Source organism: Stenotrophomonas sp. Nf1, assembly GCF_003028475.1.
Taxonomy (GTDB): domain Bacteria; phylum Pseudomonadota; class Gammaproteobacteria; order Xanthomonadales; family Xanthomonadaceae; genus Stenotrophomonas.
This window is the reverse complement of the sequence record NZ_PYTV01000001.1, coordinates 421221-434515: the sequence shown is the minus strand read 5'-3', so window position 1 is coordinate 434515 and position 13295 is coordinate 421221. Positions and strand designations below refer to the sequence as shown.

The window sequence follows — 13295 nt, the reverse complement described above, 5'->3', positions numbered from 1 at the left end:
CGCCCCTACCGAAGAGCATCCCACCACCGGGTGGATCTACCAGAGCGTCCTGAGCGGCGCCCCAGAGCCCTTCCGGGCCATCCGGATCGCCCGCCGAATTGCGCACATGCGAATCATTATCGTTTATGTTATTCTGCGTAACATCTTCGTAACGACTCCACCTCTGCGCCATGGCTTCGCCCGCGCCCACCGCCGCGTTGTGCCAGCTCGCCCGCCACGGGTGGCCGCTGCTGGTGGCGGTGTTGCTGACGCTGCTGCTGGGCTGGTCGGCACTGCACGAAGGACGTGGTACGGCAACCGCCGCCATGAACACGGTGCACGCCCCGGGTGCCGCGCCCGCGTCCCCACCACATGCACTGCCGCACGAACAGGCCATGCACCGCGCGGAGTCCGAACCTGATGGCAGTCGCGGCGGCAAGCCACCGGTGCTGCGACGGCTCTGCCTGCAATTCCCACAGAGTGCCCCTGCGGACGCTCCGGCGACGCTGACACCGGCGCCTGCGCTGCACGCGCCGGACCGACGCCAGCCCCCCTCACAGGCACCACCCGCGCTGCTGGCCTGACGCTCTGCTGCGCGCTGCGCAGTCGTATCCGCACGTTCCCCTTTTCGCTCCATGCCCTGCTGCCGCGCCGCCTGCGCCGGCCGCCCCTTCCTGTTCCCTCTCTGCAGACGCCCATGAAACCGATCAAGAGCCGCAAGCACGCTTCGCCGCTTCGTACCCTGCCGCTGGCCACCGCCAGTCTTGCCGCCGGCCTCGGCCTGGCGGCCCTTCCCGCGCTGGCCCACGCCGAAGCCGCCGACAACGCGCGCACCCTGGACAAGATCGATGTGCACGCCACCCGCGGCTACAAGGCTGACAAGGTGGCCTCGCCGAAGTTCACCCAGCGCCTGCAGGACACCCCGCAGACCATCCAGGTCATCACCAGCGACCTGTTCAACCAGCAGGGCGCCACCACGCTGACCGAAGCGCTGCGCAACAGCCCCGGCGTGGGCACCTTCTATGCCGGCGAGAACGGCAACACCACCACCGGCGACGCGCTGTTCATGCGCGGCTTCGACACCTCCAACAGCCTGTACGTGGACGGTGTGCGCGACCTGGGCTCGATCTCGCGCGATGTGTTCAACATCGAACAGGTGGAAGTGACCAAGGGCCCGGCCGGCACCGACAACGGTCGTTCGGCACCGACCGGTGCAATCAACCTGGTCAGCAAGCAGGCCAACCTGCAGGACGCCACTTCGGCCAGCATTTCGCTGGGCAGCGACCAGCAGCGCCGTACCACGGCCGACTGGAACCAGTCGCTGGGCGCCACCAGCGCGCTGCGCATCAACGGCATGTGGCAGGACAGCGACCAGCCCGGCCGCGACCACGTGCAGAACAAGCGCTGGGGCATCGCACCGTCGCTGGCCTTTGGCCTGGGCACTGCCACGCGCTACTACCTCAACCTGCTGTATGTGAAGCAGGACAACGTGCCCGATGGCGGCGTGCCCACTCTGGGCTTGCCGGGCTGGACCCCGCAGCCGACCCTGGAAGCGCTGGCCGGCCACCCGGTCGATCCGGAAAACTTCTACGGCACCCGCGCCGACCACGATGACGTGACCGCGAAGATGGCCACGTTCCGCTTCGAGCACGATTTCAACGACAGCGTGCGCCTGACCAACACTGCGCGCTGGGGCCGCACCGAACAGGACTACCTGCTCACTGCCTTCATGGGCACCGGCGTGCGCGGCGCGGGTGGCCGACCGACCGGCAACATCAGCTATACCAACCCGGCTGACCTCTCCAGCTACGCCATCGCGCGCAGCCTGCCGACCTTCAAGGACCAGCGCAACACTATCCTCACCGATCAGCTGAACCTGCGCGCGGACTTCGCCACCGGCGCGGTCGGCCACGCGCTGAGCGCCGGCCTGGAGTTCACCCGTGAGGAACTGGACAGCTACGGCCAGGCCGCTACGGCCGGTACCAGCTGGCCCGCCGCCAACCTGTACGACCCGGACTGGAACGTCAGTGGCCTGAGCTGGGCGCACAACGGCGCCGATGCGCACGGCAAGACCACCACCTCCTCGGCCTACCTGTTCGACACCCTGTCCTTCGGTGAAAGCTTCCTGCTGACCGCGGGCGTGCGCGCCGACCACTACAAGACCGAGTACGCCAGCGCTTCGGTGTGCGGTGGCCGCGGTGGCCCGGCCTGCGGCAGCAACCCCACCGGTACCGTGCTGCGCAATCCGACGCTGGAAGCCAGCGACACCCTGCTGAACTGGAAGCTGGGTGCACTGTACAAGGTCGGCGACACGGTCAGCCTGTACGCCAACTACGCCATTTCCCAGCAGCCGCCGGGCGGTGCCAACTTCCAGCTGAGCAGCTCGGCCAGCAGCGCCGACAACCCGAAGCTGGACCCGCAGAAGGCCAAGACCTTCGAAGTGGGCAGCAAGTGGGGCTTCATGGACGATGCGCTGGCGGTGAACCTGGCGCTGTTCCAGACCGACGTGGACAACGAAATCAACACCACCGTGCTGGATGATGCCGGCAACCCGACTCAGACCGGCAGCAAGCGCGTCAAGGGCGTGGAGCTCTCCGCAGTCGGCCGCCTCACCGACAACTGGTCGGTCAGCGCCGGTTACAGCCATCTGGACACCGAAGTGAAGGAAGGTGCCAAGGTGGCCGCCGACGGCACCACCAACCTGACCTATACCCCGGACGACACGTTCACCGGCTGGACCAGCTACATCCTGCCCTACGGCATCACCGTGGGCGGCGGCGTGCGCTATGCCGCCGGCATGCACCGCGGCACCGACGGTGCGGTGGGCACCCCGTCGTTCACCAAATCCTACGTGGTGTACGACGCTGTCGTGTCCTGGGCGATCAACGAGAACATCTCGCTGCGCTTGAACGGCTACAACCTGTTCGACAAGCAGTACGTGGCCAGCATCAACAAGAGCGGCTACCGTTACACCCCGGGTGCCCCGCGCACCTTCCTGCTCAGCGCGGACATCCGCTTCTGATGCATTGCGCGGGGGAGCCACGCTCCCCCGCGCCCCAAAAGGAACCGCCATGCTGCTGCACATTCCCGACGTGCTTTCACCCCAGGACGTGGCGCAGGCACGCAGGCGGCTCGACGCTGCAGACTGGACCGACGGTCACGAGACCGTCGGTACGCAGGGCGCAATGGTCAAGCACAACCAGCAGCTGGCGGATGCCTCGCCCCTGAAAGCGGAGCTGGGCCGGGACGTGCTGGCCGCACTGAGCCGCAGCCCCCTGTTCTTCGCTGCAGCGCTGCCCCTGAAGATCCTGCCGCCGCGCTTCAACCGCTACACCGGCGGCGGCACCTACGGCTTCCATGTCGACGGCGCGGTGATGAACCTGGGCAACGGCGAACAGCTGCGCTCGGACATCTCCTGCACCCTGTTCCTGTCCGATCCGGACGAGTACGAGGGCGGCGAGCTGATCATCAGCGACACCTACGGCGAGCATGAAGTGAAGCTGCCGGCCGGCGACCTGATCGTGTACCCGTCCAGCAGCCTGCACCAGGTGCGCCCGGTCACCAACGGCGCGCGCGTGGCCTCGTTCTTCTGGGTGCAGAGCATGATCCGCGATGACGTGCAGCGGCGCCTGCTGTGGGAAATGGACGGCTCGATCGAGCGCCTGCGCCAGACCGGTGGCGACGCTGAGGCGGTGCTGCAGCTGACTGGCGTGTACCACAACCTGCTGCGGCGCTGGAGCGAGGTCTGAGCCGTTTGCGGCCGCCCCGTGATCGTTTGGCAATCATTCTCATTTGCAACGGCTAACAGCTCTCATTACAATCACGCCCCGTTGATGCCGGCCGCTGCCGGCGACCGCCCGGGGACCCCTGCTTGCTGCGCCCGCTCCGCCCTCGCCCACTGATCCATCGCAAGATGGGCACCGCCATGCGCGGTCAGCGTCCCGCGCTGGCCAGCCTGCTGGCGTGGGTGGCGATGCTGGTGCTGCTGCTGGGCACCCTGCCGCTGTTGCCGCATCCGGCCACAGCGATGGCCGTGCAGGTCCCGCTGGAAGAACGTGGTGGCGAAGGCCCGTTGCAGGAAGAGGCCCCGGCCAAACTGCGCCGCTGCGCCTCCACCCCGATGAAAGCGGCCGAGAAGGCGCCGCCGCCGCTGTTGCTGGCCAGCCAGTGGCTGCGTACCGAACTTGAACTCGTACCCGCCACGCCGGCCATGCCCGGCGTGCGCCCGGACTGGCCACTGGCCGCTCCGGACACGCCCTGGGCCGACGCGCCGGGGCGTCGCCAGCAACGCGGCCAGGCGCCGCCGCTGGCCTGATCCACGGCCCGACGTGACCGCCTGCGCGGTCGCGTGCACACGCCGCCGCCTGCTTCATCCCTGCCGCCCCTGACCGGGCTTTCCCTGCTCTGCCGTGCGCGCTCCGCACCCGGCATCGCGCTGCCTTACATCCTTCGAGGTATCTGCCATGGCCCAGCGCCATCGTGTCCGTTCGTCCCTGTCCCGCCCCCTGCTGACCAGCGCCGTGCTGGCGGCGATGGCGGCCCCTGCTTCCGCCCATGCAGAGATCGCCGGCGCCCCGCAGACGCTGGACAAGGTGGTGGTCACCGCCTCCGGCTTCGAACAGAAGGTGGTCGATGCACCGGCCAGCATCAGCGTGGTCAGCCGCGAGGAACTGAGCAAGCGCCCGTACACCAACCTGGTCGACGCGCTGCGCGATGTCGAAGGCATCGACGTCGGCCTGGAAGCCACCGACAAGAACGGCCGCGCCACCATCTCGATGCGCGGCCTGCCCTCCGAATACACCCTGGTGCTGATCGACGGCCGCCGCCAGAGCAACGTCGGCCAGCTGTACCCGAACAACTTCGGTGGCGGCCAGTTCGCCTACCTGCCGCCGCTGGATGCCATCGAACGCATCGAAGTGGTGCGCGGCCCGATGTCCACCCTGTACGGCTCGGACGCCATGGGCGGCGTCATCAACATCATCACCCGCCGCAACCAGGACAGCTGGCACGGCGCGCTGACCCAGGGCTTCACGGTGCAGCAGGACGACCAGTTCGGTGATGCACGCACCACCGACCTGTATCTCAGCGGCCCGCTGCTGAAGGATCGTCTGAGCCTGGCGGTGCGCGGCAGCTACTACGACGCCAAGGCATCGAACCCGGAATGGGATGCACTGACTCTGCCCGACGGCACGCTGTGGGAGCGCAGCATCGGCTTCGGTGGCGGCGGCAAGTCGGTGGCCAACACCAACTGGAACACCGGCGTGCGCCTGGACTTCCACGTCAACGATGACCACGAACTGTGGCTGGACTACGACGTGTCGCGGCAGAAGTACGACAACAGCCAAGGCCAGACCGGCACCCTGGACAGCCTGGCCAGCCTGTGGCGCGTCGGCAACGCAGTCATCCCCAATCCGAACGGCAACGGCACGGTCACCCGCCGCGTGGTGCAGCCGCGCGTGGGCTACACCGCCTACCAGCGCTACGAGCGCGACCAGCTGTCGCTGACCCACCAGGGCCGCTACAGCTTCGGCACCTGGCAGACCTCGCTGACCCACAGCAAGAGCAGCAACCTGGGCCGCTCGCTGCCGCTGACCCTGGACGAGCGCGCCAACCTGCAGACGCTGTGGAACGACGTGTGCCGCCGCACCGGCGCGGCCAACAACTGCGCCGCCGGCCGCAACAATGCCCTCACCGCACTCAACGCCAGTGAACAGGCCCGCCTGCAGGCGTTCCTGCCGCGTCCGCTGCGCACCATGGAACTGGAAGGCTACGTGCTCGACACGATGCTCGACCTCGACTTCGGCGCGCACAAGCTCACCGTCGGCGGCCAGTACAACGACACCGACATGATCGACGGCGTGTTTGGCATGGACGGCGCCGGCTACCGCAGCAACACCAGGCAGAAGCACCGCATGTGGGCGCTGTTCGCCGAGGACAACTGGGCGCTGACCGACACCCTCACCGCCACCTTCGGCCTGCGCTACGACGACCACAACATCTTCGGCAGCCATCTCAGCCCGCGCGGCTACCTGGTGTGGAACGCCAGCGATGCGTGGACCTTCAAGGGTGGCGTCAGCACCGGCTACAAGACCCCGCGCCCGGACCAGCTGTTCCCGGGCATCACCGGCTTCGGTGGCCAGGGCGTGCTGCCGCTGGTGGGCTCGCCCAACCTGAAGCCGGAAACCAGCACCAACTACGAGCTGGCCGCCTACTACGAAGGCCAGCGCTGGGGCTTCAACGTCACCGGTTTCATCAACAAGTTCGAAGACAAGATCGCCAGCGGCGGCACCTTCCCGAACTGCGAAGTGGCGCCGGCCGGCAGCGGGTACTGCGTGGACATCGGCCCGGGCTGGGCCGCGCTGGGCTACAGCACCTTCACCCAGAGCGTGAACATCGAAAAGGCCGAGACCCGTGGTGCCGAACTGGCCGGCCACGTCGACCTGCTCGACAACCTGCAGCTGCGCGGCAACTACACCTGGACCAAGAGTGAGCAGACCAGCGGCCCGCAGAAGGGACTGCCGATCACCGGCACCACCCCGGCCAAGCACATGGCCAACGCCAGCCTGAACTGGCAGCTCAACGAGGCCATCAGCCTGTCGCTGATCGGCGAGGGCCGCTACGACCGCTACCGCGACACGCTGCTGGACGCCAACGGCGTCAGCCAGACCCGCTACTACGAGGACTACACGATCTTCCATCTCGGTGGCAGCTGGAAGGCCACGCCCTGGCTGACGGTGAACGCGCGGGTCAACAACCTGTTCGACAAGGACTTCGTCTCGCAGTCGTGCCTGCTGATCAGCCCGAGCGAGTTCAACTGCGTGGACGACTACGCGACCAAGGATCAGCGCCGCAGCTACTGGATCTCGCTCAACGCGAAGTTCTGATCGCCCCGCACCGCGCTGCTTCGGTAGATACCAACCTTGGTTGGCACCGCCCTGCCCTGGTGGGTGCCAACCTTGGTCGGCACCGTTTCATCCACGCATGGCGTGGATCTACCGACCGGCGGTAGCGGTAGTGCCGGCCGCTGGCCGGCAACCGCCACTACCCCGTCTGGGATACAGAAAGATACGCAATTGCGAGCTATTCTCATCAATGATGTAATGGGCAGTCCCCGTCCGCCCCGAACCGTGCCGTGAGCCGTCCCGCCTCCTCCACCGTGCAGCAGCAACAGAGCCGTGGCTTCTGGCTGCGGACGCTGCACCAGTGGCACTGGATCAGCTCGGCGGTGTGCCTGATCGGCATGCTGCTGTTCGCGGTGACCGGGCTGACCCTCAACCACGCGGCGAAGATCGAAGCCACGCCCCAGGTGCAGAACCAGCACCTGGAACTGCCGCCCGAACTGCTCGGCCAGCTCGGCACGCGCGAGGACGGCAACGCACCGATTCCGCGCCCGGCGCGGCACTGGCTGGATGCACAGCTGGGCATCGCCATCGGCGGCCGCCCCGCCGAGTGGTCGGCCGAGGAGATCTACCTGTCGCTGCCACGCCCCGGCGGCGACGCCTGGCTGAGCATCGATCGCGAAACCGGCGCGGTGGAGTACGAATCGACCTCGCGCGGCGTGGTGTCCTACCTCAACGACCTGCACAAGGGCCGCAACGCGGGCCCGGCGTGGGGCTGGTTCCTGGACCTGTTCGCCGTGGCCTGCCTGGTGTTCTGCATCACCGGCCTGTTCCTGCTGCACCTGCATGCGCGGCAGCGGCGCATGACCTGGCCGCTGGTCGGCCTGGGCCTGATGATCCCGCTGCTGATCGCCCTGCTGCTGATCCACTGACTTTCCCTCGTTCCCGGAGCCGCTCCATGCGCGTCACCCTGACCATCGCCCTCAGCGGCCTGCTGGCCACCTCGCCGGCCTACGCCGCCACCCTCGACATCAACGTCGAAGTGCCCAAGCTCAACGTGGCCGAATACCACCGCCCGTATGTGGCGGTGTGGCTGGAAGGTGCCGACCAGAAGGTCGCGGCCAACCTGTCGGTCTGGTACCAGCAGACCAGCAACAGTGAGGGCCACGGCACCAAGTGGCTGCCCGACCTGCGCCAGTGGTGGCGCAAGAGCGGCCGCACGCTGCAGGTGCCGGTGGACGGCGTGACCGGCCCGACCCGCCCGGCCGGCAAGCACGCGCTGTCGTTCAACGACAAGCAGCCGGCGCTGAAGCAGCTGGCACCGGGCAACTACACCCTGGTGGTGGAAGCGGTGCGCGAAGTCGGCGGCCGCGAACTGCTGAAGATCCCCTTCACCTGGCCGGCCACCGCCGCGCAGAACGGCAAGGCGCAGGGCGCCACCGAACTGGGCCAGGTCACCCTCGCCGTAAAGCCGTAACTGCCTGAGCCGGGGTCAGAGCCCTTTCCGTTGGAAAGGGATCCGACCCCGGGGTCGGATCCCTTCCGCAGGAAGGGCTCTGACCCCACCCACCCAACGTCCCTGGAGTCTTCCGCATGAAGCGCACGCTCGTCCTCGCCGCCGCTCTGGCCGCTGCCCTTCCCTTCTCCGCCCTGGCCCACAAGGCCTGGCTGCTGCCCTCGCAGACCGTGATCGCCGGCAACGCGCCGTGGATCACCGTCGACGGTGCGGTCTCCAACGACCTGTTCTACTTCAACCATGTGCCGCTGCGCCTGGAATCGCTGGTGATCACCGCGCCGGACGGCAGCAGCGTGCAACCGCAGAATGCTTCGACCGGCAAGTACCGCAGCGTGTTCGATCTGGAACTGAAGCAGGCGGGCACCTACCGCATCGCCTCGGTCAACGACGGCCTGTTCGCCACCTACGAACAGAACGGCGAGCGCAAGCGCTGGCGCGGTACCGCCGCCACCTTCGGCGAACTGCCCAAGGACGCGAAGAAGCTGGAAGTGAGCCAGTCGGTTGGCCGCGTGGAGACCTTCGTCACCAACGGTGCGCCGAACGCCACCGCGCTGAAGCCGACCAACCGTGGCATCGAGCTGGTTGCCGTGGGCCATCCGAACGACCTGTTCGCCGGCGAGGAAGCCACCTTCCGCGTGCTGGTCGATGGCAAGCCGACCGCCGGCCTGGAATTCGAGATCGTGCGTGGCGCCACCCGCTACCGCAACGCGCAGGACGAGCTGAAGCTGACCAGCGACGCCAAGGGCGAGATCAAGGTGACCTGGCCGGAAGCCGGCATGTACTGGCTGGAAACCGGCACCGAAGACAACAAGACCTCGGTCAAGCAGGCTGCCAAGCGTCGCCTGAGCTACGTTGCCACGCTGGAAGTGCTGCCGCAGTAATGTGGACCGCGATGCCGGGCACATCCCGGCATCGCGCCCGCACCGCCCCGCCATGACCGATTCCCTGCACGACATCGCCCGCCTCGGTGGCACCACCATGGGCACCACCTGGAGCGTGTCGCTGGTCGCACCGCGCCAGCGCGACCTGCACCCGCTGCACGCCGGCATCCAGGCGCGACTGGATGAGGTGGTCGCGCAGATGAGTACGTGGGAGGCCGGCTCGGACCTCAGCCGCTTCAATCAGGCCGCCGCCGGCCAGTGGTGCACGCTGCCGGCCGAGACGCGCCGGGTGCTGGCCTGCGCACAGGCCATCGCCGCCGCCAGTGACGGCGCCTTCGATCCCACCGTCGGCCCCCTGGTTGCGCTGTGGGGCTTCGGTGCGCATGCCGGTGAACGCCGCCAGCCCGACGTCGCTACGCTGCAGGCCACGCGTGAACGCTGCGGCTGGCAGCACCTGCACTGGCAGGACGACGCACTGCTGCAGCCGGGCGGACTGGAACTGGACCTGTCGGCGATCGCCAAGGGCTTCGGTGTCGATCACGTGGCCGACTGGCTGCGCAGCCAAGGCATCACCGCTGCACTGATCGAAGTCGGTGGCGAACTGGCCGGTTACGGCCGCAAGCCGGACGGCCAGCCGTGGCGCGTGCTGGTGGAATCGGCGCCGGAAGAAGACGCACACACCGAGACACCACCGCGGGTGCTGGCGTTGGACGGCAGGGCGGTCGCCACCTCTGGTGACCGCTGGCACCAGTACCAGGCCGACGGCCAGGCTTTCAGCCACAGCCTCGACCCGCGCACCGGCATGCCGGTACGCCAGGTCGCCGCCGCCGTGACCGTAGTCGCCGACGACGCGATGCACGCCGATGCCTGGGCCACCGCCTTGACCGTGCTCGGCCACGATCAGGGCCTGGCGCTGGCCGAGCGCGAAGGCCTGGCCGTGCGTTACCTGCAACGGGCCGTCGATGGCCCGCGCGAGTTCCTCAGCAGCGCCTTCCAGCGCCTGCTCGACGAGCAGGACGCATGAGCGCACGGCCGTCGCGCGCGCTGCTCGGCAACACGCTTGTACTGATCGCGCTGGCGCTGATCGGCTGGGCGCTGCTGCGCCTGCACCTCGGCGAATCCTGGTGGCAGGGCGCGCCGCCGGGACGGCAGCAGTTGATCGCCGCGGCCGCGTCCACGCTGTATGCGCTGGCCTGCGCCGCACTGTGGTGGCGGGGCCGCCCGCGCGACGACGCCGCAGCCGGCGATACGCGGCCGCTGCTGTTGGTCTGGTCCAGCCAGACCGGCTTTGCCCGCGAACTGGCTGAACGCAGTGCCGAGGCATTGCGTGGTGCCGGCGTGCCAGTGCGTGTGCGCGGTCTGCACGAGGTGGACGCCGCACTGCTGGCCGACAGCCAGCGTGCATTGTTCATCGCCAGCACCACTGGCGAAGGCGACCCACCCGATCATGCGCTGCCGTTCCTGCGCGGGGTGATGGCCGCGCCGCCTTCGCTGCAACACCTGCACTACGGCGTGCTCGCACTGGGCGACCGCAGCTATGGCCATTTCTGCGGATTCGGCCATCAACTTGATCAGTGGTTGCGCAGGCAAGGCGCGCATCCGTTGTTCGATGCGATCGAAGTCGACAACGCCGATCCGGCCGCGCTGCGCCATTGGCAGCAACTGCTCGGCCAGCTTGGTGGCGGCGCCAGCGAGTTGCCCGACTGGAGCCCGGCCGAGTACCAGCCATGGACGCTGCAGCAGCGCGCGCATCTGAATCCCGGCAGCCCCGGTGGCGCGGTGTACTGGCTGCGCCTGCAACCGCCGGGCAATGCCGATGGACAGTGGCAGGCCGGTGACATCGCCGAGATCGGCCCGCAGCATGCGCGCCACACCGCGCGTGCCTGGCTGCAGGCGCAGGGCTTGGACGCAGATACGGTGCTGGACGATGGACAGACACTGCTGGCCCGCGTCGAACGCTCGCACCTGCCCTCGCTGGTTCCCCCCGGAGATCTATCGGCGTTGCTGGCGACGCTGCAGCCGCTGCCGCATCGCGAATACTCGATCGCCTCGGTGATGGCCGACGGCGCACTGGAACTGCTGCTACGGCGCCAGCTGCGCAGCGATGGCACGCCCGGCATCGGCAGCGGCTGGCTGTGCGACCACGCCGTGATCGGCGAGCCGGTGCAGCTGCGCCTGCGTCGCAACGACAACTTCCATGGCGTCGCCGCCGACGTGCCACTGCTGCTGATCGGCAACGGCACCGGCATCGCCGGCCTGCGTGCCCATCTGCACGAACGTGCCCGCAGTGGCGCGCGCCGTACCTGGCTGCTGTTCGGCGAGCGCACCGCAGCGCACGACTTCCACTTCGGTGAAGAACTGCAGGCGATGCAGGCCGACGGCACGCTGGCGCGATTGGACGTAGTGTTCAGCCGCGACGGCGGCGCGCACCGTTACGTGCAGGACCGGTTGCTGGCCGAGGCGGCGACGCTGCGGCAATGGGTGGATGAAGGCGCGACGATCCTGGTCTGCGGCAGCCTGCAGGGCATGGCCCCGGCCGTGGATGCAGTGATCGAGCAGGTGCTGGGAGCGGACGGCAAGGAAGCGTTGCTGCTGGCCGGTCGTTACCGGCGGGATGTGTATTGAGGTCGCCGCATCCACGCATGGCGTGGATCTACTGTAGAGCCGAGCCATGCTCGGCTGGCCGCGCCCACCGGCGCCAACGAATCATCACGCCGCCGCACTCACCCGGATCGCCAACACCTCGCCGCCGCCCTGCACGGCATGCCGCTGCCGTTCACCCGCTGACAGCCACGCAGTATCGCCGGCCTGCAGCGGCGGCAGGCCACTGTCAGCACCGAACTCCGCGTGCCCGGCCAACAGGTGCAAGGCCCAGGCCACGCCCGGCTCGCAGAAGAAGAACATCGAGCCCACCAGCGGCCGGTGCAGCAGTTCGGCCTGCAGCAGATCGCGCTTCCACATCAGGTTGAAGTCGTGGGTGATGCCATCCACCAGTTCGCCCTGCAGCGCTTCCTCGCCGGCAAAGCGCACGCGCCCATGTGGCGGCAGCACCTCGGCCACACGGCCGTCTTCAAAGCGCAGGCGCACGCCATTGCCCTGCAACAGCACCAGTTCACGCTCCACACCGGGGAAGGCGGAAAACGCGGCATCCTGTTCGATCTCGGCCACCGACAGGCGCAGCGCCCAGTCGTCGCCCTGCGCGGGCAGGCGCAGGATCTCGCGCGTCCAGCCCAGGCTGTTGCGCCAGCGTTCGCGGCGGTAGTCCAGGCAGGAGATGACCTGGCTCGGAGTGTGCAGCAGAGAGTCGACGTTCATCGGCGCATTGCATCACGCCACGCGCCATCGTGCATCACCGCGTGGCGAGCGTGCTCTGGCCACCACACTCGCCGCCCAGCAGCTGCGAGTGCTTCAGCCAGTCCTGGTCGGGGTAGTAGGCGAACACCATCGTGCCGCCGCGCAGCGCATCGATGAGGGGTTTGGCCACCGACAGGCGCACTGCCGGACAACCCAGGCTGCGGCCCAGCCGCCCCTGCAGCTGCGCGGTCGCCGGGTTCACGTAGGGCGCGCCGTGGATGACGATCGCGCGCTCGCGCGCGCGGTCGTTGAAGCCCGGTTCCAGCCCGGCCAGGCGCAGCGAATAGCCGTTGCCGCCCATGTAGGTCTCCTGCGCGGTGAACGCGCCGAGACTGGACATGAAACTGCCATCACGGTTGGAGAAGTGCTCGGTGCGGTTCTCGCCGCTGTTGCGCCCATGCGCCACCCATTCCTCGAACAGCAGGCGCTGGTGGGCCAGGTCGAACACCCACAGGCGCGGCTCGGTGGACGGCCGCGAATAATCGATCACGCTGAGGCGATCACCGTTGATGCCCAGCTCGGGGCGCTGCAATGCACAGCGCATGGCGTGCGCCGCCAGCTGCAACACGTGGCGGTCGGCCTTGGGCGCACTACGCGACAGCAGCGCAGCCAGATCATCGGCGCTGGTGGCGAGGGCGGGCGTCTGTGCCAGCGCCGGGGCGCTGGCCGAGGTCGCCAGCAGGCCGAACGCGGCCAGCCGGCACAGGCGGGATGCAGTCATGGGCA

At 68.3% G+C, this 13295-nt stretch carries 12 protein-coding genes; 10 read left to right on the top strand and 2 right to left on the bottom strand.

Features of this window, described 5'->3' with window-relative positions; all coding sequences use genetic code 11:
• Window positions 1–170 precede the first annotated feature (170 nt).
• The 10 genes from C9412_RS02155 to C9412_RS02110 all read left to right on the top strand — a co-directional run bounded on the left by C9412_RS02155 (window position 171) and on the right by C9412_RS02110 (window position 11840).
• Window positions 171–563: a hypothetical protein gene (locus C9412_RS02155; protein ID WP_107230107.1), complete on the top strand. Its 393-nt coding sequence runs from the start codon at window positions 171–173 to the stop codon at window positions 561–563.
• 113 nt (window positions 564–676) lie between these two features.
• Complete coding sequence (locus C9412_RS02150; RefSeq protein WP_107230106.1) at window positions 677–3001, top strand: catecholate siderophore receptor Fiu; 2325 nt, start codon at window positions 677–679, stop codon at window positions 2999–3001.
• 49 nt (window positions 3002–3050) lie between these two features.
• A complete protein-coding gene (locus C9412_RS02145) occupies window positions 3051–3728 on the top strand; it encodes a Fe2+-dependent dioxygenase (RefSeq protein WP_107230105.1) in 678 nt (225 codons plus the stop codon).
• A gap of 164 nt (window positions 3729–3892) precedes the next feature.
• Window positions 3893–4294, top strand: a complete 402-nt coding sequence (locus C9412_RS02140; RefSeq protein WP_107230104.1) for a hypothetical protein — start codon at window positions 3893–3895, stop codon at window positions 4292–4294.
• A 148-nt stretch (window positions 4295–4442) separates the two neighbouring features.
• Entirely contained in the window at window positions 4443–6863 is a 2421-nt protein-coding gene (locus C9412_RS02135; RefSeq protein WP_107230103.1) for a TonB-dependent receptor, read from the top strand.
• A gap of 248 nt (window positions 6864–7111) precedes the next feature.
• Window positions 7112–7750, top strand: coding sequence for a PepSY-associated TM helix domain-containing protein (locus C9412_RS02130; protein WP_107230102.1), 639 nt, complete (start codon window positions 7112–7114; stop codon window positions 7748–7750).
• Between the two features lie 26 nt (window positions 7751–7776).
• On the top strand, window positions 7777–8295 hold the full coding sequence (locus C9412_RS02125) for a DUF2271 domain-containing protein (protein WP_099590125.1): 519 nt from the start codon (window positions 7777–7779) through the stop codon (window positions 8293–8295).
• Between the two features lie 116 nt (window positions 8296–8411).
• Window positions 8412–9215 (top strand): DUF4198 domain-containing protein, encoded by an 804-nt coding sequence (locus C9412_RS02120; RefSeq protein ID WP_107230101.1) that lies wholly within the window; start codon window positions 8412–8414, stop codon window positions 9213–9215.
• Window positions 9216–9267: 52 nt separating this feature from the next.
• Window positions 9268–10239 carry an FAD:protein FMN transferase gene (locus C9412_RS02115; protein WP_107230421.1) on the top strand — a complete coding sequence of 324 codons (972 nt, stop codon included), beginning with the start codon at window positions 9268–9270 and terminating at the stop codon, window positions 10237–10239.
• Entirely contained in the window at window positions 10236–11840 is a 1605-nt protein-coding gene (locus C9412_RS02110; RefSeq protein WP_107230100.1) for a sulfite reductase subunit alpha, read from the top strand. The genes C9412_RS02115 and C9412_RS02110 overlap by 4 nt, the downstream gene beginning before the upstream one ends.
• An 84-nt stretch (window positions 11841–11924) precedes the next feature.
• Here the strand turns inward: C9412_RS02110 and C9412_RS02105 are convergent, their stop codons facing one another.
• Window positions 11925–12530, bottom strand: coding sequence for a HutD family protein (locus tag C9412_RS02105; RefSeq protein ID WP_107230099.1), 606 nt, complete (start codon window positions 12528–12530; stop codon window positions 11925–11927).
• Between the two features lie 34 nt (window positions 12531–12564).
• Window positions 12565–13290, bottom strand: coding sequence for a murein L,D-transpeptidase catalytic domain family protein (locus C9412_RS02100; protein ID WP_107230098.1), 726 nt, complete (start codon window positions 13288–13290; stop codon window positions 12565–12567).
• Between the last annotated feature and the right edge of the window lie 5 nt (window positions 13291–13295).